At 68.0% G+C, this 22,332-nt stretch carries 19 protein-coding genes; 10 read left to right on the forward strand and 9 right to left on the reverse strand.

The genetic code is table 11. The features are described from left to right. Positions 1–164: 164 nt before the first annotated feature. The 3 genes from ACZ5BU_RS08535 to ACZ5BU_RS08545 form a co-directional block, all read right to left on the reverse strand. A complete protein-coding gene (locus ACZ5BU_RS08535; RefSeq protein WP_465696745.1) occupies positions 165–1,055 on the reverse strand; it encodes a hypothetical protein in 891 nt (296 codons plus the stop codon). A 10-nt stretch (positions 1,056–1,065) separates the two neighbouring features. Beyond that, entirely contained in the window at positions 1,066–1,839 is a 774-nt protein-coding gene (locus ACZ5BU_RS08540; RefSeq protein ID WP_465696747.1) for a L,D-transpeptidase, read from the reverse strand. 180 nt (positions 1,840–2,019) lie between these two features. Continuing rightward, positions 2,020–2,868 carry a PAC2 family protein gene (locus tag ACZ5BU_RS08545; protein WP_465696749.1) on the reverse strand — a complete coding sequence of 283 codons (849 nt, stop codon included), beginning with the start codon at positions 2,866–2,868 and terminating at the stop codon, positions 2,020–2,022. Positions 2,869–3,124: 256 nt separating this feature from the next. Between ACZ5BU_RS08545 and ACZ5BU_RS08550 the strand changes: the two genes are divergently transcribed. From ACZ5BU_RS08550 to ACZ5BU_RS08580, 7 genes are all read left to right on the forward strand, one after another. Next, positions 3,125–3,778, forward strand: a complete 654-nt coding sequence (locus ACZ5BU_RS08550; RefSeq protein WP_465696751.1) for an HAD family hydrolase — start codon at positions 3,125–3,127, stop codon at positions 3,776–3,778. A gap of 66 nt (positions 3,779–3,844) precedes the next feature. After that, complete coding sequence (locus ACZ5BU_RS08555) at positions 3,845–5,410, forward strand: ABC transporter substrate-binding protein (RefSeq protein ID WP_465696753.1); 1,566 nt, start codon at positions 3,845–3,847, stop codon at positions 5,408–5,410. Between the two features lie 274 nt (positions 5,411–5,684). Further along, positions 5,685–6,677 carry an ABC transporter permease gene (locus ACZ5BU_RS08560; RefSeq protein ID WP_465696755.1) on the forward strand — a complete coding sequence of 331 codons (993 nt, stop codon included), beginning with the start codon at positions 5,685–5,687 and terminating at the stop codon, positions 6,675–6,677. 52 nt (positions 6,678–6,729) lie between these two features. Next, complete coding sequence (locus ACZ5BU_RS08565) at positions 6,730–8,487, forward strand: ABC transporter substrate-binding protein (RefSeq protein ID WP_465696757.1); 1,758 nt, start codon at positions 6,730–6,732, stop codon at positions 8,485–8,487. A gap of 78 nt (positions 8,488–8,565) precedes the next feature. Then, a complete protein-coding gene (locus tag ACZ5BU_RS08570; protein WP_465696759.1) occupies positions 8,566–9,591 on the forward strand; it encodes an ABC transporter permease in 1,026 nt (341 codons plus the stop codon). Beyond that, on the forward strand, positions 9,588–10,631 hold the full coding sequence (locus ACZ5BU_RS08575; protein WP_465696760.1) for an ABC transporter ATP-binding protein: 1,044 nt from the start codon (positions 9,588–9,590) through the stop codon (positions 10,629–10,631). Before ACZ5BU_RS08570 ends, ACZ5BU_RS08575 begins: the two co-directional genes overlap by 4 nt. Positions 10,632–10,642: 11 nt before the next feature. Next, a complete protein-coding gene (locus ACZ5BU_RS08580) occupies positions 10,643–11,692 on the forward strand; it encodes an ABC transporter ATP-binding protein (protein WP_465696762.1) in 1,050 nt (349 codons plus the stop codon). Here the strand turns inward: ACZ5BU_RS08580 and ACZ5BU_RS08585 are convergent. From ACZ5BU_RS08585 to ACZ5BU_RS08600, 4 genes are read right to left on the reverse strand one after another with little or no spacing between them, the layout of a single operon-like run. Next, positions 11,686–12,852 (reverse strand): hypothetical protein, encoded by a 1,167-nt coding sequence (locus ACZ5BU_RS08585; protein WP_465696764.1) that lies wholly within the window; start codon positions 12,850–12,852, stop codon positions 11,686–11,688. The two genes, ACZ5BU_RS08580 and ACZ5BU_RS08585, sit on opposite strands and share 7 nt — an antisense overlap. After that, positions 12,849–13,355 carry a SigE family RNA polymerase sigma factor gene (locus ACZ5BU_RS08590; protein WP_465696765.1) on the reverse strand — a complete coding sequence of 169 codons (507 nt, stop codon included), beginning with the start codon at positions 13,353–13,355 and terminating at the stop codon, positions 12,849–12,851. The genes ACZ5BU_RS08585 and ACZ5BU_RS08590 overlap by 4 nt, the downstream gene beginning before the upstream one ends. Before the next feature lie 21 nt (positions 13,356–13,376). Further along, complete coding sequence (locus tag ACZ5BU_RS08595; protein ID WP_465696767.1) at positions 13,377–14,180, reverse strand: SGNH/GDSL hydrolase family protein; 804 nt, start codon at positions 14,178–14,180, stop codon at positions 13,377–13,379. Continuing rightward, positions 14,177–15,505 carry an alpha/beta hydrolase gene (locus tag ACZ5BU_RS08600; protein WP_465696769.1) on the reverse strand — a complete coding sequence of 443 codons (1,329 nt, stop codon included), beginning with the start codon at positions 15,503–15,505 and terminating at the stop codon, positions 14,177–14,179. Before ACZ5BU_RS08600 ends, ACZ5BU_RS08595 begins: the two co-directional genes overlap by 4 nt. Positions 15,506–15,756: 251 nt before the next feature. On the opposite strand from ACZ5BU_RS08600, the gene ACZ5BU_RS08605 reads away from it, so the two are divergent. The 3 genes from ACZ5BU_RS08605 to ACZ5BU_RS08615 are packed head-to-tail and all read left to right on the forward strand — an operon-like array spanning position 15,757 to position 19,886. Beyond that, positions 15,757–16,590 carry an MIP/aquaporin family protein gene (locus ACZ5BU_RS08605; protein WP_465696770.1) on the forward strand — a complete coding sequence of 278 codons (834 nt, stop codon included), beginning with the start codon at positions 15,757–15,759 and terminating at the stop codon, positions 16,588–16,590. 30 nt (positions 16,591–16,620) lie between these two features. Continuing rightward, positions 16,621–18,138 (forward strand): glycerol kinase GlpK, encoded by a 1,518-nt coding sequence (glpK, locus tag ACZ5BU_RS08610; RefSeq protein WP_465696772.1) that lies wholly within the window; start codon positions 16,621–16,623, stop codon positions 18,136–18,138. Positions 18,139–18,173: 35 nt separating this feature from the next. Beyond that, positions 18,174–19,886, forward strand: coding sequence for a glycerol-3-phosphate dehydrogenase/oxidase (locus tag ACZ5BU_RS08615; RefSeq protein WP_465696773.1), 1,713 nt, complete (start codon positions 18,174–18,176; stop codon positions 19,884–19,886). 41 nt (positions 19,887–19,927) lie between these two features. Here ACZ5BU_RS08615 and glpK (ACZ5BU_RS08620) read toward each other — a convergent pair whose 3' ends face one another. Both glpK (ACZ5BU_RS08620) and ACZ5BU_RS08625 read right to left on the reverse strand, forming a co-directional pair. Further along, on the reverse strand, positions 19,928–21,433 hold the full coding sequence (gene glpK, locus ACZ5BU_RS08620) for a glycerol kinase GlpK (RefSeq protein WP_465696775.1): 1,506 nt from the start codon (positions 21,431–21,433) through the stop codon (positions 19,928–19,930). 110 nt (positions 21,434–21,543) lie between these two features. Then, positions 21,544–22,302 carry an IclR family transcriptional regulator gene (locus ACZ5BU_RS08625; RefSeq protein WP_465696777.1) on the reverse strand — a complete coding sequence of 253 codons (759 nt, stop codon included), beginning with the start codon at positions 22,300–22,302 and terminating at the stop codon, positions 21,544–21,546. Between the last annotated feature and the right edge of the window lie 30 nt (positions 22,303–22,332).

The following is a 22,332-nucleotide window of genomic DNA, read 5'->3' on the forward strand; positions in this document are numbered from 1 at the left end:
GGCTCCACTTCTACAATCACCACCGACCCCACTCCGCCATCGGAGGCCAACCACCCATCACCCGACTGACCAACCTCCCTGGACATCACATCTAGCTCAGTAGCTGGTTGCTGAATGCAAGAACCCTCGACCCGGACGGGGCGAGGGTTCTGTGCTGTGGATCGTCAGCCGGTGACGGCCTGGTGCGTCTTGACCGGGGTCGGGACCGGGGCTGCCGGTGGGGTGTTGACCTGGGGTGGGGCGGGGTTGTCCACCGGGGGCTTCGGGGTGGGCTTGGGTTTGGCGGCCGGCTTGGCGCAGGTGGCCGACGCGAGGTTGATGGTTTCGGCGCCGCCGCCCAGTTCGATGGTCAGGCCGGTGACGGTGAAGGCACCGTCGGAGTGCTTGGCCTGGGTGTTGACCTTGATGCTCGCCAGCGGGTTGGACGGCAGGGCGGCGCCTTGCGTTGTGGTCGGTACCTTGACGGTCTGACCGAGCAGCGTCAGCGAGCCGATGTCGATGCCGCCCTTGCCGCCGGAGCACCACACGTTCAGGGAGTCGATCGCGAGCAGCGACTTCGGCGGCGTCAGCAGCAGGTTGCACAGGTCCGGCAGGTTCTTCACCGGCAGGTCCTTGGTGCTCAGCGCCGGCAGGCTGGGCAGGCCGGGCAGCGCGAGGTCGGGCAGCGGCAGGTCGGAGACGCCGGTCTTCGGCAGGTTCGCGCACTGCTGCTTGAGCTCCGGCGGGACCTTCACCTGGCTGAGGATGTCCGGCCCGACGACGATGTCGAACAGCTCGACCGACGCCGAGTCGTTGCCCGCGGTCGCCGTACCGGCCCGGACCGAGAGCAGCGGGTTCTGCGGGAGCTCGAGCGCGGACGTCGTCTGCCGCTTGCCGTCGAGCGACTCGGCGTACGGCGTCTTCGGGATCGGCACCTGGCCGTCGGCGCTGACCGCGTACGCGGAGGAGGGGCGGGCCGCTGCGTTGCCGAGGGGGGCACTCGCGACCAGGCTGAACGTCACGACGCCGGCCACGGCCGCAGCCGTCAGCACCGTCGGAGTCAGTGGGCGTCGCATCGGAATCTCCTTATTTGCTGTCGATCAGGACGAGCGTCCCGAGCGGAACCTTCTGCAGATCGGCGAGCGCCGTCTTCGGCACCCGGACGCAGCCCGCGCTGATCGCCGCACCGAACACGTGCGGATTCGGCCAGCCGTGGATCGCGACGGTACCAGGTCCGCCACCGAACGTGTCCAAGGTGGGACTGTGCGCACCCAACGGGAGCACGATCGGCGACGCCGAGCGCTTGTGGTCGATGATCGAGCCGAGCAGGAACGTCCGGCCCGGCGGCGTCGGCGTCTTCTTCGCGCCGACCCCGGCCTTCCAGCTGCCCAGGCTCTTGTTGTTCTCGAAGAGCTCCAGCGTCCGCGAACTGGTGTGCACGCGGATCAGGTACGACGAGGTGGCCCGGTCGAGGTCCTCGTCCTGAAGCCAACCGGTGGATCGGTTCGGCTTCGAGGGGAGCAGCACCCGGACCCAGCCGTCGGTCTGGTCCACGACCGGCAACCAGGTCGGACCGAACTGGGTGGGTGCGATTTTCCCGAACGCGTCGCCGGCGTCGGGGGAGCTGAACAGCGCGACCTCGGACCGCGGGTGTACGACCACGCCGCTTGTCCCGGAGAACGGGTCGGTGTCGAGCGGCGCGGTGGCGATCGTGGTGGCGGTCGTCGACGCGGCCAGTGTGGTCAGGTCGACCGGGGTGGGGTGGTCCTTGTTACCGAAGATGCCGACGGCGGCGACCACGCCGAGCAGGACGAGCACAGCCAGCGCAGGGATCGAGCTCCCGCCCCGCTCGTCGCGCATCTGATTGCTCCCCGTGGTCCCGGTGACGGCACGCCGTCACCCCCCAGTAGTGCGGTCGAATATAAACCCACTGGTAACAACGCGCCACAGCTCGCGGGGTTACACCGCCAGATAGTGCAGATAGTGCTCTGCGATGTCGTCACTCGTGGTCAACCAGACGTCGCTCTGCGAGGCAATGTCCTACTCGCCCGGGTGATTCTTGTTGCGGCGTTTCAGGTAGCGCTCGAACTCGGCGGCGATGGCTTCGCCGGTGGCCTCGGGCAGGTCGGCGGTGTCGCGCTGCTCCTCGAGCGACTGCACGTACTCCGCGACCTCCGGGTCCTCCTCGCTGAGCTCGTCGGCGCCGCGCTGCCAGGCCCGGGCCAGCTCGGGCAGCTCGCCCTCGGGGATGGTCAGGTCGAGCAGCTCCTCGATCTTGCCGAGCAGCGCCAGCGACGCCTTCGGGCACGGCGTACCGGCGATGTAGTGCGGGATCGCGGACCAGATCGACACCGACGGGACGCCGAGCGTGCTGCACAGGTCGGCGAAGACGCCGGTGATCCCGGTCGGCCCCTCGTACGTCGACGGCTCCAGGCTCCACGCCGCCGACAGCTCCTCGTCGGACGATGTCGCGGACACCGGGATCGGCCGGGTGTGCGGCGAGTCCGCGAGCAGCGCGCCGAGCACGACGACGATCTGCGCGTTCGACTCGTCGACGAGCTGCAGCAGCTCCTTGGAGAACGCGCGCCAGCGCATGTTCGGTTCGACGCCGCGGATCAGCAGCACGTCGCGGCCGGTGTCGCCCGGGCGGGCCAGGTAGATCCGGGTCGTCGGCCAGGTCAGCCGGCGGACGCCGTCGTCGTCGATGTCGACCCGGGGCCGGTTCACCTGGTAGTCGTAGTAGTCCTCGGGGTCGATCTCCGTGACGAGCTCCGCGTCCCACTCGTCGATCAGGTGGTCGACCGCTCCGGTGGCGGCCTCGGCCGCGTCGTTCCAGCCCTCGAACGCGGCGATCACGACCGGGTCCCTCAGGTTCGCGAGGTCAACCACTCGCAGGCCCCCCTGTCGTCTCTGTAGCCAATCCGGCGGGTCACCGGAAACCGGAGTGCCAGCCTACGTGTTCGGCCGTCGCCACGCGCCGCGTTTCACCCCTGGCGGAACGTGTCGCTGCGCACCCGCCGTCCCCACCCCCAGCCCCACCAGCGAGAATGAACACCGAGACTTTGAGAAGCCACCAACCGTTTTCGGCGCTCGAAAGTGGTTGGTGGCTTCTCAAAGTGGTGGAGACGGAGTAGAGGAGCGGTAGTTGCCGGCCCTGCAAGCGGTGCTGTGGGACATGGACGGGACGTTGGTCGACTCCGAGAAGGTCTGGGCGGAGGTGCAGCTGGAGCTGCTCGCGGAGCTCGGCGCGACCTGGACACTCGAGGACTGCATGTCCTTGATCGGCAGCGACCTGCGGGACGCGGTCGAGGTGTGGATGGCGCGGATCCCGGCGGGCGTGATCACCGGCGACCAGCTGGCGGACCGGATGTTCGCAGAGGTGGTCCGGGCGCTCCGCCGCGAGGTCACGTTCCAGCCGGGTGCGCTCGACCTGCTGCAGGCGCTGCGCAAGGAGGCGGTTCCCTGCGCCCTGGTCTCGGCGTCGTACCGGACGATGATCGACGCCGTCCTCGGGCACCTGCCGCCGGATCCGTTCGACGTGATCGTGGCCGGTGACGAGGTGACGCTCGGCAAGCCGCACCCCGAGCCGTACCTGACGGCGGCCGAGCAGCTTGGCGTCGACCCGGCGAACTGCGTGGTGATCGAGGACTCGATGACCGGTACGCAGGCCGGTACAGCGGCCGGTATGTACGTCGTCGCCGTACCGCAGTGGATCAGCATCCCGGACGCCCCGCGGCGGCTCGTGGTCAAGTCGCTGGAACCGCTCACGCCGGAGTCACTCCGCTCGTTGCTCCGTTGACGAGCTACCGTCACTTGGAGCCCGTGGGGGCGTTGTTGAGTTTGTGGGCTGGGGAGAGGTGAGACGGTGAGTGAGTGGGTGCGCCGAGTGTCGGCGGCCGTTGCTGGCGGTGCGCTGGGAATCTGCCTGGCTGCCTGCGGTGAACCGGACGACAACGCCCCGCACCCGGGGGAGCAGACGCCGAAGCTGATGCTGCTGAGGATGGCGACCACCGACTCGGTCACCTCCCTCGACCCGGCCGGGCCCTACGACCTGGCCTCGCGGACCGTCCAGGCGAACCTGTACCAGACGCTGCTGACGATCCTCCCGGACAAGCCGACGCCGGTCCCGGACGCGGCGGACTGCCAGTTCGACTCGCCGACGACGTACACGTGCAGCCTGAAGGAGAAGCTGACCTTCCCGAACGGGCACGACCTGACCTCCTCGGACGTGAAGTTCAGCTTCGACCGGCTGGTCCGGCTGCGGACGCCCGGGGGACTGGCGCCGCTGTTCTCGTCGGTGAAGTCGGTCAGTACGCCGGACCCGCTGACGGCGGTGTTCAACCTGACCACCCCAGACGCGCGGCTGCCCTACCTGCTGACCACGACCGCGGCGTCGATCGTCGACGAACAGTCGTACCCGGCCGACGGCCTGCTCGAGGACAAGGCGATGGGCAGTGGACCGTACGAGCTCGCCGGGTACAAGGCCGGCGCCGAGCTCGCGCTGACCAAGTTCGCCGGGTACCGCGGCCCGCGGGCGGCGCAGAACGACGGCGTCACGATCAGCACGGCCGCCGACTCGAACGCGGTGTACCAGGCGATCACCACCGGCAAGGCCGACCTGGCCTTCCACGGCCTCGGCCCGAACCTGCTCGACAACCTGCGCAAGGCCGGTCAGGTCCAGATCGTCGACACCGGCTCCGCGGAGATCCGGCTGTTCGCGTTCCAGATGAAGTCGTTGCTGTCCCGGAACCCGGCGATCCGGCGTGCCGTCGCCCAGGTGATCGACCGGTCCGCGATCGCGAAGAAGGCGTACGGCGATCACGTGTCGCCGCTGTTCTCCGTCGTACCACCCGGCTTCGGCGGGCAGGTCGACGCCTTCAGGACCGAGTTCAAGCAGCCGAGCAAGGCCGCCGCGGCAACGATCCTGAGGGACGCGAACATCGCCGTACCGGTCCCGCTGACGGTCGGGTGGACGCCGTCGCAGTACGGCGCCGGGGCCAAGGCCGAGGTGCTGGAGCTGAAGCGGCAGCTGGAGGCGACCGGGTTGTTCCGGGTGACCTTGCGCAGCGCCGAGTGGCCGCAGTACCAGGTCGCGACGAAGGCCGGGGCGTACGACCTGTACCAGACCGCCTGGACGCCGCAGTACCCGGACGCTGACGACTACCTGGCGCCGTTCGTCACCGACACACCGTTGCAGAACGGCTACCGCTCCTCGGCGGCGACGAAGTTGCTGCAGCAGGAACGGACCGAACAGAACGGCCTGAAGCGCGACGACCTGATCGGGCAGCTACAGGGAGTGATCGCGCACGACGTACCGGTGATCCCGATCTGGCAGGGCCGCGTCTCTGTGGTCGCCGCGAAGGACCTGGAGAACCTGAAAACGGCCCCTGACCCGCTGTCTTTCGTGTATCTCGCCGGATTACGGCGCTGATCAGGTTGCCGACAGGGCGCTGACACGGCCCTGATCACGGCCCTGACACAAAAATGCCATGGCAGTAACGGTTCGCGAGGTCCTGGCGACCGTCGGTGCGACGCCGTGGTTTACTGCGGAATGTCCACGATACGGGACGATTTCCTGACGATCACGATCGGGCAACGCAGCACTTCCGGCGTTTGACTCCGCACCGTAATGGCGGCAGGTTTAGGCAACTGCCGCATCGGGTGCGGTCGTCGAAATTCTTACAGCGGACAGGGGTAGCCAGCGCGTGACCACACCACTCGAGGTCGAGCCGGGCGCGTCGGGGGAGCCGGAAGCGATTCTTCAGGGCACTCCGCGGATCGAAGGCCGTTCGCTGTGGCGGATCTCGTGGACCCGGCTGAAGCGCGACAAGGTCGCGATGGCCGGGGCGGTCGTCGTCGTGCTGCTGATCCTGATGGCGGTCTTCGCGCCGCTGATCGTGAAGGCGTTCGGCAACCCGCCGAACGAGTTCCACGAGAACCTCATCGACACCAAGAACGGCACCCTCGCGCCGCTCGGCTCGTTCGGTGGGATCAGCTGGCAGCACCTGATGGGGCTCGAGCCGGTGAACGGCCGGGACATCTTCAGCCGGGTCGTCTACGGTTCCCGGATCTCGCTGCTGATCGCGTTCTTCGCCACGCTGCTGTCGGTGGCCATCGGCACCACGATGGGCATCGTGGCGGGTTTCTTCGGCGGCTGGGTGGACGCGGTGATCAGCCGGCTGATGGACATCTTCCTGGCCTTCCCGCTGCTGGTCTTCGCGATCGCGCTGGCCGGCGTGATGCCGGACTCGGCCTTCGGGCTGCAGGGCAACACGCTGCGCGTGGTCCTGCTGATCTTCATCGTCGGCTTCTTCAACTGGCCGTACATCGGCCGGATCATCCGTGGCCAGACCCTGTCCCTGCGGGAACGTGAGTACGTCGACGCCGCGCGCAGCCTCGGCGCCCGCCGGCCGTACATCCTGTTCACCGAGCTGCTGCCGAACCTGCTCGGCCCGATCCTGGTCTACTCGACGCTGCTGATCCCGACCAACATCCTCTTCGAGGCGGCGCTGTCGTTCCTCGGAGTCGGGATCCGGCCGCCGACCGCGTCCTGGGGCGGCATGCTGTCGGACGCCGTCACCTTCTACACGATGCCGCACTTCATGTTGTGGCCCGGCCTGGCCATCTTCGTGACCGTGCTCTCCTTCAACTTGTTCGGGGACGGTCTGCGTGACGCCCTCGACCCCCGCTCCCGCTAACTCCACCGAAGTCCTGGCAAGCTCCTGAGAAGAAGGGGTGAGATCGGAAACGATGAACACCAAACGAATGAAGTTCGCGACCGCCGCAGGTGTGGCGCTCGCACTCGGGCTGTCGGCCTGTGGGGGAGGCAGCAACAACAGCAGCGGCAGCTCCGGAGGCACGACGAAGGCCGAGTTCAACGCCGGCCTGACCAAGGTGTTCAACCCGTCCGACAAGAAGGGCGGCATCGTCAAGTTCGCGGACGAGAGCGCGCCTGACTCCGTCGACCCGGGCGACACCTACTACGGCAGCCAGTGGAACATGATCCGGCTCTACGGCCGGGCCCTGACGATGTTCACGGTGGCGCCCGGAGACGCGAGCAACAAGCTCGTCGGTGACCTGGCCACGGACGTCGGCAAGGCCAGCGACGGCGGCAAGACCTGGACCTACACGCTCCGCAAGGGCGTGAAGTTCGAGGACGGCACCGAGATCCACGCCCAGGACGTCAAGTACGGGATCGAGCGGTCCACGGACAAGCAGACGTTCCCGGACGGCCCGGCGTACTTCGACTCGATGCTGAACTGGCCGAAGGGATGGGCCGGTCCGTACAAGTCCAAGGGAATGAACACCGACTCGGCGATCAGCACGCCGGACAACTACACGATCGTGTTCCACCTGAAGGCGCCGTTCGCCGGCATGGACTACCTCGCGATGACGCCGCAGACCATCCCGGTCCCGGTCGCGAAGGACCAGGGCGGGAAGTACAAGCAGCACGTGGTGGCCTCCGGCCCGTACATGTTCGCCAGCTACGCGGACGGCAAGAGCTACGTGCTGAAGCGCAACCCCGCGTGGGACGCTTCGACCGACCCGAACCGGAAGGCGCTGCCGGACGGCTACGACATGCAGATGAACGTCGACGCCGAGGACATCGACAACCGGCTGATCTCCGGTGACGTCGACGTGGCGCTGGCCGGTACCGGTGTCACCGCGGCGACCCAGAGCCGGGTGCTGGGTGACCCGAACCTGAAGGCGCGCGCCGACAACGCGACGCTGTCGCGGCTCTGGTACACCTCGATCAACCCGACGGTGAAGCCGTTCGACAACATCAACTGCCGCAAGGCGATCGAGTACGGCATGGACAAGACGTCGTACCAGACCGCGTACGGCGGTCCGTTCTCCGGTGGCGACCTGGCGACCACGCTGATGCCGCCGATCGTTCCGGGCTACCAGAAGTTCGACCTGTACCCGACGCCGGACGGCAAGGGTGACCTGGACAAGGCCAAGCAGGCCCTGAAGGACTGTGGTCAGCCGAACGGCTTCTCGACGAACATCTCCTACCGGGCCGAGCGGCCCAAGGAGAAGGCCACCGCCGAGGCGTTCCAGCAGCAGCTGGCCAAGATCGGCATCAAGGTCACGCCGCGTCCGTTCCCGAAGAAGGACTACTTCTCGACGTACGCCGGCAACCCGCCGTACGTGGCGAAGAACAACCTCGGCCTGGTCGTCAACGGCTGGGGTGCGGACTGGAACGACGGCTTCGGCTTCCTGTCGCAGATCACCGACTCGCGGGTCATCCGGGAGACCGGTGGCTCGTCGAACACCAGCGTCCGGATTCCCGAGGTCGACAAGATGCTCGATGCGGCGGTCGGCGAGCTCGACAAGACCAAGCGCGAGTCCGAATGGGGTGCCATCGACAAGCGGGTGATGGAGGAAGCGGTCATCTACCCGGGTGTCTACGCCAAGAGCCTGCTGCTGCGGGGCAAGAACCTGACGAACGTCTTCGTCAACCCGCAGTTCGGCATGTACGACTACACGGCGTTCGGCAAGCAGTAACCCCGTCGCTCCTTTCGAGATTAGGTAGGTGAAGGCCGTTGGTGGCCGGTCCGGGACGACGTCCCGGATCGGTCACCGATGCCGAGGTCTGTGATCGCATACATCATCCGGCGGCTGGCCGCCGCGATCGGTCTGTTGTTCATCGTGAGCGTCATCACGTTCTCGATCTTCTATCTGGTCCCGCGGCTGGCCGGCGCGTCCGCCGAGACGCTCGCGACCAGGTACGTCGGCCGGACGGCGACCGCCGAAACGGTGCACCTGACGGCCGAGCGACTCGGGTTCTACGATCCGATCACCGTGCAGTACGCGCACTGGGCGAAGGGCATCTTCGTCGGTGCCAGCTACGACATGGGTAGCGAGGTCGATCACTGCCCGGCGCCCTGCCTCGGTTATTCGTTCATCACCCGCCAGCCGGTCTGGCCGGACCTGCTCGACCGAGCGCCGGTGACGCTGTCGCTGGCCGCCGGTGCGTCGATCCTGTGGCTCGTCGGTGGTGTTGCCATCGGGGTGTTGTCGGCGCTGCGGCGCGGCAGCATCTTCGACCGGGCGGCGATGTCGCTGGCGCTGGCCGGCGTCTCGATGCCGATCTTCTGGACCGGCCTGATGGCGCTGGCGTTGTTCAGCTACAAGCTCCAGATATTCAAGGGTGGCGGCTCCTACGTGCCGATCACCCAGAACCCGATCGAGTGGGCGCAGGGACTGCTGCTGCCATGGATCACGTTGGCCTTCCTGTTCTCGGCGCAGTACGCGCGGCTCACCCGGGCAGGCATGCTCGAGACGATGAACGAGGACTACATCCGGACCGCCCGGGCCAAGGGCCTGAAGGAGAACGTCGTGGTCGTCCGGCACGGCCTGCGGGCCGCGCTGACCCCGATCCTGACGATCTTCGGCCTGGACCTCGGCCTGCTGCTCGGCGGCGCCGTGCTGACCGAGAAGGTGTTCTCCCTGAACGGCCTGGGCAAGTACGCCGTGACCGGTATCTCCGATCAGGACATGCCCAAGATCATGGGTGTGACCCTGCTCGCGGCCTTCTTCATCGTGATCTCCAACCTGGTCGTCGACCTGCTGTACGCGGTCGTGGACCCGAGAGTGCGGCTTCAGTGACAGCGAACTCCCCGGCGAACTCCGACGCGTTCCTGCAGGTTCGCGACCTCAAGGTGCACTTCCCGACCGACGACGGTCTGGTGAAGTCCGTCGACGGGTTGTCCTTCAGCCTGGATCGCGGCAAGACGCTGGGCATCGTCGGCGAGTCCGGCTCCGGCAAGAGCGTGACCAGCCTGTCGATCATGGGTCTGCACAAGGCCGGTACGGCGCGGATCTCCGGTGAGGTGCTGCTCGACGGGCAGGACCTGATCAGCTCGACACCCGACGAGGTCCGGCAGTTGCGCGGCAAGCGGATGGCGATGATCTTCCAGGATCCGCTGTCGGCGATGCACCCGTACTACACCGTCGGCGCCCAGATCATCGAGGCGTACCGGGTGCACAACGCGGTGACGAAGGCGGTCGCGCGCAAGCACGCGATCGAGATGCTCGACCGCGTCGGTATCCCACAGCCGGACAAGCGCGTGGACGCGTACCCGCACCAGTTCTCGGGCGGGATGCGGCAGCGCGCGATGATCGCGATGGCGCTGTCCTGCGACCCGGACCTGCTGATCGCCGACGAGCCGACCACGGCCCTCGACGTCACCGTGCAGGCGCAGATTCTGGACCTGATCCGGGACCTGCAGCGCGAGTTCAACTCCGCGGTCATCATCATCACCCACGACCTCGGGGTGGTTGCCGAGTTGGCCGACGACATCCAGGTGATGTACGCCGGACGCGCGGCGGAGTACGGCACCGCCGAGGACATCTTCGACCAGCCGCAGCACCCGTACACCTGGGGTCTGCTCGGTTCGATGCCGCGGATCGACCGGGAGCGCAGCGAGCGGCTGATCCCGATCAAGGGCACGCCGCCGAGCCTGATCAACGTACCGAACGGCTGCGCCTTCAACCCGCGCTGCAACTACGCACGCCTGAACAACGGCCTCAGCGAGACCGAACGGCCGGAGCTGCTGGACATCGGCGGCGGCCACCTGGTCGCCTGCCACCTCTCCCCACAGAACCGCCGCGAGGCGTGGGAGACCGACATCAAGCCGAAGCTCTGAACGGGACGACTGTGACTACTACTGACGCCGAATCCACTCCCGCCGCACGGCAGCTGGGCGAGGAGATCTTGTCGGTCGACGGACTCGTCAAGCACTTCCCGATCCGCAAGGGCCTGCTGCAGCGCCAGGTCGGCGCCGTACAAGCCGTCGACGGCCTGACGTTCAGCGTGCGGCAGGGCGAGACGCTGTCCCTGGTCGGGGAGTCCGGTTGTGGCAAGACGACCACCGGGCGGCTGCTCACCCGGCTGGAGACGCCGACCGCGGGCAAGATCGTCTTCGAAGGCCGCGACATCAGCCACCTCAGCGAGGGCCGGATGCGGCCGATGCGTCGCGACATACAGATGATCTTCCAGGACCCGTACGGTTCGCTGAACCCGCGGCACACGGTCGGCAAGATCGTCGGCGCGCCGTTCAAGCTGCAGAAGGTGAAGACCGAGCACGGCGTGAAGAAGGCCGTGCAGGAGCTGCTCGAGCTGGTCGGCCTGTCGCCGGAGCACTACAACCGGTATCCGCACGAGTTCTCCGGAGGTCAGCGGCAGCGTATCGGCATCGCCCGTACGCTCGCGCTCCGCCCGAAGCTGATCGTCGCCGACGAGCCGGTGTCCGCACTGGACGTGTCGATCCAGGCCCAGGTCGTGAACCTGCTCGAGGACCTGCAGGACGAGTTCGACCTGACGTACGTGATGATCGCCCACGACCTGTCCGTCGTCCGGCACGTGTCGGACCGGGTCGCGGTCATGTACCTCGGCAAGATCGTCGAGCTGGCCGACCGCGTCAGCCTGTACGAACGCCCGATGCATCCGTACACGGTCGCTCTGCTGTCGGCCGTACCGGTCCCCGACACCAAGCGCAAGGCCAAGCAGGAACGCATCCGCCTCCAGGGCGACGTCCCCAGCCCCATCAACCCACCCCCCGCCTGCCGCTTCCACACCCGCTGCTGGAAAGCCCAGGAAATCTGCAAGACCCAAGAACCCCCGCTGATCGACCTGGCCCCCGGCCACAAAACCGCCTGCCACTTCCCGGAGAACCTCGAAACCCCGGCCCGGAAGGTTGATCAGTAGAGGTCCGTGATCGGCTTGCCGGTCGGTAGGGAGAACGGCGCCGTCCGAGGCGGCGTCGTGCTGAACCTGAGCTTGGCGAACGCGGGGACGGCGACCTGTACCCTGCCTGTTGCAGCGGTGACGACGAGCAGGTCCATCTCTTCTGTTGTCGAGAACCGGCGCTTGCCTGCAGCAACGAACGTGTCGTCGTCGAGCCACTGGCCGAAGTAGAGCCTGTCATAGGCGTAGGGCAGGCCGATCTTGCGCGCGGTTGCCACCTCGTAGAGTGCCAAGTCGCCCCAGCTTGGCTCGGTCGGGACCAGCGCGTCGTTCGGCTCGGTCACCAAGTACTTTGCCCTGGGCGAGAGAAACGCCTGCTGGCCGCCGAACTTGGCGGGGACCGCCGTCGACACGGTGCTCGCGATCGCCAGACTCACGGCAGGCGGCCGCTGCTCGAGCGGCTGCTGGTAGACGAACTGGCCGGCCGTGACGGTGCGGACTGCGTCCGGTGCGACCTTTGCGATCCGCTCGCCCTTGTTTGCGGTGATGTCCCAGCGATACAGGCCGTCGAGTGTTCCGAAGTACGCCTGGTTGCCGTCGAGGGCGACGATCTGCGGGCCGGTGACGAGGCTCACGTTCGGCGGGATCCTGTTGCCGATTGCGGCGCGGACGAGTTCGTGGCGAGCTGAGACGTCGTACACGACCGACTCGACGTGGTCGTTGAAGCCTTCGACCCAGGCGACGAAGTTGCCGCCGAAGCCGCCGGTGAGGTTCCAGGCGCCCTTGCCGAGCGGCCGTACGCCGTTGCCGTCGGCAACGTGGATGTCGTTCTTCTCGTTCAGGAAGACGAATGCGGTGTCGGTCTGGACGAACGCGTTCACCTTGTGCGGCGCGACCGAGATGACGTCCGGTCCGTAGTGGATCGCGGAGCCGAGGGCATACGTGACGCGGCGCTGGCTGTACGGCGTGGGCACGGGCGGCGGGACCTGATGCTTACGGGAGGCGGCAGCGACGGCGAGTCCACCACCGGCGACGGTCACAGCGCTGCCACCGATGACGGCGAGGGCGCGCCGGCGGGAGCGGCGGCGGTTGCCGGCTGCAACGATTGCGGCGAGGTCGAGCGGTGGCGGCTCGATGCTGTCGGCGCGTTCGACGAGGGTGTCGCGGAGCAGGTTGTTCATTCGGTCAGTCCCGCCTTCAGTACCACGTCGGGGCCCAGCCGGGCCCGGAGTTTCTTGAGTGCGTCGGAGACCTGGCTCTTCACGGTCCCGACGCTGCAGCCGAGGACGTCGGCGGTCTGTACCTCGGTGAGGTCCTCGTAGTACCGCAAGACCAGTGCCGCCCGTTGCCGCGGCGGCAGTTTCTGCAGCTCACGCCACAACCAGATGCGTGCCGTGCCGTCGTCGGTCTGGACGGGACGATCCGGTACGTCGTCGTTCGGGCGCTCGGCGTGCCACGACTTCCGGCGCCACCACCCGATCATGGTGGTGGTGATCGCGCGCCGCGTGTAGGCCTCGGCATTCCCCGGATCGCGCAGCCGATGCCAGCCGACGTACGTCTTGACCAGGGCTTCCTGCACCAGGTCCTCGGCCAGGCCGCGGTCGCCGGTCAGCAGGTACGCGTACCTGAACAGTGCGCCGTGCCTGCTGGCCGCGAACTCGGCGAAAGCCGCCGGGTCGGCCATGTCGTCCCCCTTCGAGTCTCTCTACCCTCCCTGACGTGGGGACGCCGGCAAAGGGTTGGGCGTTGCGGCGAGGAGGACGTCGGCGATCAGTTGGTGGCCGGCCGTGTTGGGATGGTCGCCGTCGGAGGCGAGCAGGGACGTGATGTTCGCGCTGTGCTCGAACGGGGTGTAGATGTCGACGTACGTCGCGTCGTCCGCGACGGCCGCGGCGTTGATCGCGCCGTTGGTGCGGACCGTGAGCTGGTCGCTGGCGACCCGGCCGCTCTCGGTGTACTGGCGTCTGGCGACGTCGCCGTCCTTGAACACGTTCCAGTAGCCCGTCACCAGGATCGTGGTCGGCAGGTTCTCCCGGAGGGTGTGGATCCGGTTCAGGATCTTGTCCAGGTTCACGGTCAGCTGCTCGTACTCGTCGGACACGCAGTCACCGGCGCACTGACCGCTGGTGACGTCGTCGTGGTGGTCGCCGAAGTCGTTCGCGCCGATCGTCAGCAGTACGACGTTCGCGCCGGCCGTGGCGAGCTGGGTGGGCGAGTCGTGCTGGTCGAGCGCCTGCAGGAGTCCGCCCGAGTCCATGCCGCCGACGCCCATGTTCTCGACCGAGACCGCCTTGCCGTCGCGGTCGTGCAGCAGGTCGCCGTACATCTGCGGGAACGCCGAGCAGTTGCAGTTGGTGCCGGACGTGACGGAGTCGCCGAGGGCCACCACGTGGACCTCGCCGGCAGGTTGCGGCCGGAAGACCTCGCTCACCGTGTCGGCATCGCTGATCACGGTGACGACGGTGAGGACGACCAGGCCGATGGCGAGCCGTCGGAGTGTCTGGATCACGCCGGTTTCGTGTGCCTCGTTTCGTGGTGCTCGCCGGTGGCCAGTTGGGTGTCGTGGTGCGTCAGCCCCGCGAGGGCGAGTTGGTTGGCGAGCCAAGGATAGGCCGAAGCGAACGCCGGCGCCGCGAACTGCCAGACGTGCGTGCCGGGGGAGATCTCGACCCGCGACCAGATCCCGACCTTCGCGGCCGCCTTGGACAGCTCCGCCGCCTCGCGCTGGTGGCGGTGCTCCTCGGTGCTGGTCAGGAACAGCCCATTCACGCCCACGTACTTGCCGTGCGCCTTCATTACCAGGAGCGGCTCGTTCTGCTTCTCGAGCGCCACGTTGCCGCCGTACAGGTCGTGCAGGCTGGCGGCCGGCGTGCTCGTGTACGGCGCGAGGTCGCCGGAGATGTCGATGAAGTGGGTGAACACGTCCGGGTGCTCGACGACCAGGTCGAGCGCGCAGGTTCCGCCCATCGAGAACCCGGCGACCGCCCACTGCGCCGGGTCGGTTGAGGCGCCGAAGGTCTTCTCGATGTACGTCGGGATGTCCTGGTCGAGGTGGTCGGCGGAGTTGCCGCGCGGACCGTTGACGCACTCGGTGTCGTTGTCGAACTTCCGGGTGGCGTCGGCGAACACGAGGATCGGCGAGTACCCGTGGTGCTTGCTCGCGTACTGGTCGGCCACCTGTACGGCGTTCCCGAGCCGGACCCAGTCACCCGGGCCGCCGCGCTCACCGCCGATCAGCTCGACCACCGGCAGCGGGTGCCGGTGCGCGGTCCGGACGAACCAGATCGGCGGCAGGTAGACCAACTCCTGCCGGTGCGCGAAGTGGCTGTACGTGTCGGGGATGTTCACCGCGACGAGCTTCCCGGCGCCCGGCACCTTGGTCGCGTTCGCCTCGTGCGAGAGCCCCGCGATCGATACCTGACCCGGAAGTGGTGCGTTCGACCAGTCGTTCACCGCGGCGTCGATGGTCGGGTAGTAGCCGACGAACTGGTTGATCCCGTTCGCACACACCAGCGCGGCGAGCGCCGCCGCCACGACCGCCATCCCACGCCGCCACCAGCGCGCGGTCCGCCACCCGGCGGCCAGCACGATCAGCGCCCCGACGGCCAGCCCGAACCACAGCCACACCGTGAACGGCAACGGATCCGTCACCCCGACGGCGTTGGCTCCCAGGTAGGCCGCAAGCACGGTGAGCACCAACGCCAGCCCCGCGATCAGCGGCACCGCACGCAACCGCCACTCCCGGTTCCGCCACCCGATCGCGGCGATCAGCGAACCGGCAGCCAGCACGTCGAGCATCGCCGGAAACCATCCCCCCAGCAGCGACACATTCATCCGACCCTCCGTCAGTCGACTGGACCCAACCCCCAGACGCCGTACGTCAACGAATGGTTGGCACGTCTGATTCCGGCCCACTCAGCGCTTCCTCAGGTTCGATCGAGTGATCGGACGATTACTGGGTGTCGCAGCTCAGGACAAAGGTGCCGCCGTTCGACAATGTCGAACGGCAGCCGTTGTACCGCGGGGGGGTTCGCTCTTAGATTCCAGGCAGCCGTGGTCGTCACGGCGACGAAGGGAGGTTCGGTATGGCTACGACCGAAGCTGTCAAGGCGAAGACCCTTCTGGGGGAGTGTTCAGCCGAGTTCCTGGGCACGTTCATCCTGATCCTGTTCGGTGTCGGCGTGGTGGCGCAGGTGGTGGCCGGCGGGATCGGCAACCACGACTCGATCGCGTGGGCCTGGGGTCTCGGCGTCGTGCTGGGCATCTACGTGGCAGGCCGGATGACCGGCGCGCACCTGAACCCGGCGGTCACGATCGCGCTGGCCGCGTTCCGCGGGTTCAGCTGGAAGAAGGTGCTGCCGTACGCCGGCGCACAGTTCCTCGGGGCGTTCCTGGCGGCGCTCGTGGTTCGCTGGAACTACACCGAGGCACTCAACAAGTTCGACCCGGGGCTGACCCGGAAGAGTCAGATCGTGTTCTCGACGCTGCCCGGCAACGGCTCGGACATCGGCGTACACCTCTGGGGCGGTTTCCGCGACCAGATCATCGGTACGGCGATCCTGATGCTGCTGATCCTGGCCATCACCGACCTGCGCAACACGGCCCCGGCCGCGAACCTGACACCGTTCATCGTCGGCCTGGTCGTGGTCGGCATCGGCATGGCGTGGGGTACGAACGCCGGGTACGCGATCAACCCGGCCCGTGACTTCGGCCCGCGGCTGGCCTCGTTCATCACCGGGTACGGCGGAGCGTTCAAGGACCAGTTCGGCGAGGTCTATTTCTGGGTACCGATCGTGGCGCCGATCCTCGGTGCGCTGCTCGGCGCGCTGATCTACGACCAGCTGGTCGGCCGGTTCCTGCCGATCGCGGACGAGGACGAGGAACCCGGACGGATCCCCGAGGAGAACACGACCGCATGACAACTGTGCTGTGTGAGGAGAGGACTTTCCATGGCTGACTTCGTCGGCTCCGTCGACCAGGGGACCACGAGCACCCGCTTCATGATCTTCGACCACTCCGGCAACGAGGTGGGCATCCACCAGCTCGAGCACGAGCAGATCCTGCCGCAGGCCGGCTGGGTCGAGCACAACCCGCTCGAGATCTGGGAGCGCACCAGCTCGGTGATCCGGACCGCGATGAACGCGCAGGGCCTGCAGGCGAGCGACCTCGCGGCGCTCGGCATCACCAACCAGCGCGAGACCGCGGTGGTGTGGAACCGCAAGACCGGCCGGCCGTACTACAACGCGATCGTCTGGCAGGACACCCGGACCGACCGGATCGCCTCCGCCCTGGAGCGGGAGGGCAAGGGGGACGTGATCCGGCAGAAGGCCGGCCTCCCGCCGGCGACGTACTTCTCGGCCGGCAAGGTGCAGTGGATCCTGGAGAACGTCGACGGCGTCCGCGAGGCCGCCGAGGCCGGGGACGCGGTCTTCGGCAACACCGACACCTGGCTGCTGTGGAACCTGACCGGCGGCACCGAGGGCGGCGTACACATCACCGACGTCACCAACGCCAGCCGCACGATGCTGATGAACCTCGAGACGCTCGACTGGGACGACGAGCTGATCAGCTTCTTCAACATCCCACGGTCGATGCTGCCGGAGATCCGGCCGTCGTCGGACCCGAACAAGTACGGCGAAACGCTCGCCAACGGCCCGCTGGGCGGCGTCGTACCGCTGACCGGCGACCTCGGCGACCAGCAGGCGGCCACCGTCGGGCAGGTGTGCTTCAACCCTGGTGAAGCGAAGAACACCTACGGCACCGGCAACTTCATGCTGCTGAACACCGGTACCGAACTGGTCCGCTCGAAGGCCGGTCTGCTCAGCACGATGTGCTACAAGTTCGGCGACGAGGCTCCGGTGTACGCGCTGGAGGGCTCGATCGCGGTCACCGGTTCCGCCGTCCAGTGGCTGCGCGACCAGCTCGGCATCATCTCCGGCGCGGCGGAGATCGAGACGCTGGCCAAGCAGGTTGCGGACAACGGCGGGGTGTACTTCGTCCCCGCGTTCTCCGGCCTGTTCGCGCCGTACTGGCGGTCCGACGCCCGCGGTGCGATCGTCGGACTGTCCCGGTTCAACACCAACGCGCACCTGGCCCGCGCAACACTGGAAGCGATCTGCTACCAGAGCAAGGACGTCTCGGACGCGATGGAGAAGGATTCCGGCGTGCACCTCGAGGTGCTGAAGGTCGACGGCGGTGTGACCGCGAACGAGCTGGCCATGCAGATGCAGGCCGACATCCTCGGCGTACCGGTGAGCAAGCCGGTCGTCGCGGAGACCACCGCTCTGGGGGCGGCGTACGCGGCCGGGCTCGCCGTGGGCTTCTGGAAGAACAAGGACGAGCTCGTGCAGAACTGGAACGAGGACAAGCGGTGGGAGCCGCAGTGGAACGACGAGCAGCGCGCTCAGGGGTACGCCGGCTGGCAGAAGGCCGTCCAGCGCACGCTTGACTGGGTCGACGTCGACTGAATCAGCAAGACCCGAGATCGGAAGGACGAACACAAGTGGCTGTAGTGGCTCTGTCACCGCAAGCGAGGGCCGACGCGATCGACGCGATGGCCGACGGACGCGAACTGGACGTCCTGGTGATCGGTGGCGGGGTGGTCGGCACCGGGTCGGCGCTCGACGCCGCCACCCGTGGGCTGACCACCGGACTGCTGGAGGCGCGCGACTTCGCGAGCGGCACCTCCAGCAGGTCCAGCAAGCTGATCCACGGTGGCCTGCGCTACCTGGAGATGCTCGACTTCCGGCTCGTGCACGAGGCGCTGCAGGAGCGCGGTCTGCTCCTGCAGCGGCTGGCGCCGCACCTGGTCAAGCCGGTCCCGTTCCTGTACCCGCTCCAGCACCGCTGGTGGGAGCGGTTCTACGCGGGCGCCGGCGTCGCGCTGTACGACGGTATGGCGGTCAGCTCCGGCCTCGGCGCGGGGCTGCCGATCCACCGGCACCTGACCCGGCGCGGCGCGATGCGGCTGGTCCCGTCGCTGAAGAAGTCCGCCCTGGTCGGCGCCTTGCAGTACTACGACGCGCAGGTCGACGACGCGCGGCACACGATGGAGCTCGCGCGTACGGCGGCGTCGTACGGCGCCTTCGTCGCGAACCGGGTGAAGGTCACCGGCTTCCTGCGTCAAGGCGAGCGGGTCACCGGCGTCCAGGCGAAGGACCTGGAGAGCGGTCGCGAGTTCGAGGTCCGGGCGAAGCAGGTCGTGAACGCGACCGGTGTGTGGACCGACGACACGCAGGCGATGGTGGGGGAGCGCGGGCAGTACCACGTGCGCGCCTCGAAGGGCATCCACCTGGTCGTCCCGAAGGACCGGATCCAGTCCAGCACCGGGATGATCCTGCGCACCGAGAAGTCCGTACTGTTCATCATCCCGTGGGGCCGGCACTGGCTGATCGGCACGACCGACACCGACTGGCACCTGGACAAGGCGCATCCGGCCGCGACGAGCAAGGACATCGAGTACCTGCTCGACCACGTCAACGCCGTACTGACGACGCCATTGACGCGTGAGGACGTCGAGGGCGTGTACGCCGGTCTGCGGCCGCTGCTCGCGGGCGAGTCGGAGAGTACGTCGAAGCTGTCCCGCGAACACGTCGTCGCGCACGCGGCCCCCGGCCTGGTAGTGGTTGCCGGTGGCAAGTACACGACGTACCGGGTGATGGCCAAGGACGCGATCGACGCGGCCGCGGACGCCCTCGACGGGCGGGTGCCGCGCAGCGTCACGAAGAACATCCCGCTGGTCGGCGCGGACGGGTACCAGGCGCTGTGGAACCAGCGGCACCTGATCGCCCAGCGGTCCGGGCTGCACGTGGCGCGGATCGAGCACCTGCTGAACCGGTACGGCGCGCTGATCAACGAAGTACTCGACCTGGTCGCGGAGGACCCGACGCTGGGCGAACAACTGCCCGGCACCCAGGACTACCTGAAGGCCGAGATCGTGTACGGGGCCAAGGCCGAAGGCGCGCGGCATCTCGACGACATCCTGGCCCGGCGGACCCGGATCTCGATCGAGGCCTGGGACCGCGGGGTGGCAGCGGCGCAGGCCGCGGCGGAACTGATCGCCCCGGTCCTCGGCTGGGACGCGGCAACGATCGAGCGCGAGGTGTCCTTCTACCTGCAGCGGGTCCAGTCCGAGCGCGACTCCCAGGACCAGCCCGACGACGAGTCGGCCGACAAGGTCCGCCTCGAAGCGCCTGACATCGTCTCGCCGGCATAAACCCGGAGGGGTGGGGAGGGCCGACACGCAGCCCTCCCCAGCTAGGCCTCGTGGTCCTCGGTACGGATCCAGTTGAAGGTTCGCTGGACGGCGGCCTGCCAGTTGGCGTACTCGGTGGCGCGGCGGGCGGGGTCCATGTGCGGCATCCACTGGCCGGCGCGGTGCCAGTTGCTGCGCAGCCCTTCGAGGTCGGGCCAGTAGCCGACCGCGAGGCCGGCGGCGTACGCGGCGCCGAGCGAGACGGTCTCGGTCACCATCGGCCGTACCACGCGGACGTCGAGCAGGTCCGCGAGGAACTGCATCAGCAGGTTGTTCGCGGTCATCCCGCCGTCGACCTTCAACGCGGTCAGCGCGATCCCGGAGTCCGCGTTCATCGCGTCGACCACCTCGAGCGTCTGGAACCCGGTCGCCTCGAGCACCGCCCGGGCCAGGTGCCCCTTGGTGATGTAGCCGGTCAGTCCGGCGATCACCCCGCGCGCCTCGCTCCGCCAATGCGGGGCGAACAGCCCGGAGAAGGCCGGCACGATGTACGCCCCGCCGTTGTCCTCGACGGTCCGCGCCAGCGTCTCGATCTCGGCCGCGGTGTGGATCATCCCGAGCCCGTCGCGGAACCACTGCACGAGCGAACCGGTGACGGCCATGGAGCCTTCCAGCGCGTACGACGCCGGGTGATCACCGATCCGGTACGCGACCGTGGTCAGCATCCCGTGCTTGGACCGGACGATCTCCTGGCCGGTGTTCATCAGCAGGAACGACCCGGTGCCGTACGTGCACTTCGCCTCACCCGGACTGAAGCACGTCTGACCGAAGAGCGCGGCCTGCTGGTCGCCGAGCGCCGCACCGATCCGGACGCCGGGTAGTACTTCGGTCGAGGTTGCGAAGACGCCCGACGACGGGCGGATCTCGGGCAGGATCGCCCGCGGTACGTCGAACGCGGCGAGCAGCTCGTCGTCCCAGTCGAGCGTCTCGATGTTCATCAGCATGGTTCGGCTGGCGTTCGTCACGTCGGTGACATGCAAGCCCCGCGTGAAGTTCCAGATCAGCCAGGTCTCCATCGTGCCGAACAGGATCTCGCCGCGCTCGGCCCGCGCCCGCAGCCCGGGCGTGTGGTCGAGCATCCAGCGGATCCGCGGCGCCGAGAAGTACGTCGTCAGCGGCAGCCCGCAGCGATCGGCGAACCGGTCCGGGCCGTCCTCGCCCGCGAGCTCCGTGACGAGCCGGTCGGTACGGGTGTCCTGCCAGACCACCGCGTGCCCGATCGGAATGCCGGTCCGCCGGTCCCAGAGCAGACTCGTCTCCCGCTGGTTGGTGATGCCGATGGCAACGACCTGCGACGGCTCGGCGCCGATCTGCTTGATCGCGGCCGGCACCACCCGGGTGACGTTCCGCCAGATCTCCTCGGCGTCGTGCTCCACCCATCCGGGTCGTGGGAACAACTGCCGATGCTCCCGCTGCGCGACCGACACCAACCGCCCCCGCCGGTCGAACAGGATGCAGCGGCTCGAGTTCGTCCCCTGATCCACCGCGGCCACATACTGCTCAGCCATCAGCCCCCCTCACGTGCGAACCCCCAGGCCATCACAATCCGCCCGGCCGACGAGCGCCCAGGCGCGGCGCTCGGCTGCCCGATCCGTTGTGATGGCGTGGCGATCCGCGGTCATCCGTCGTCCCGGAGATCTCGGGCGATGGCGTCGGCGGTGGCGCGGACCATCGTGACCAGGTCGTCGCGGTGGCGGAGCCGGCTGTCGCAGATCCGCTCGATCCGCCCGGCCAGGCCGACCGCGCCGACGACCAGCCCACCAAGGCCGCGGATCGGTGCGGCGATACTGGCCAACTCGACCGTATGCTCCTCGAACTCGGTCGCCCACCCCCGCGCCCGTACCGTCGCCAGCTCCTCGCTCAGCCGGTTCGGGTCGGTGATCGTCCGCGTCGTGAACGCCTCCAGCCGCCGCGGCCGGGACGCGGCGCTCGTGTCGTACGCGAGTACCGCCTTCCCCAGAGCGGTCGCATGTGGCGGGAGCGTCGTACCGACGTCGAGGTCCTGGTCGCTGTCGTCCGGCCGGAAGACGTGGTGTACGACCTCGACCTTGCCGTCGACCAACCGCCCGACCCGGACCACCTCGCCGCTGCGCGACGCCAGCGAGTCGGCCCAGTTGATCGCCCGGCTGCGCAGTTCGTTCGAGTCCAGGTAGCTCTCGCCGAGCCGGCCGAACGCGTCGCTCAGGTGGTAGTGCGCGCCGCTGCGGTCCTGGTCGACGAACCCGACCTGCTGCAGCGTCCGCAGGATCCCGTGCACGGTCGGCTTCGCCAGACCCAGGGCGTTCGCGAGGTCGGCGACCCCCAGCCCGTCAGGCGCGGCGGCGAGCAGTCGCAGCACCGCCGCGGCCCGCTCGATCGACTGCACGGTCCCCGGCACACCCGCAGGCTACCTGTGAATCACTGGTCT

The organism is Kribbella sp. NPDC031520, from assembly GCF_055580825.1.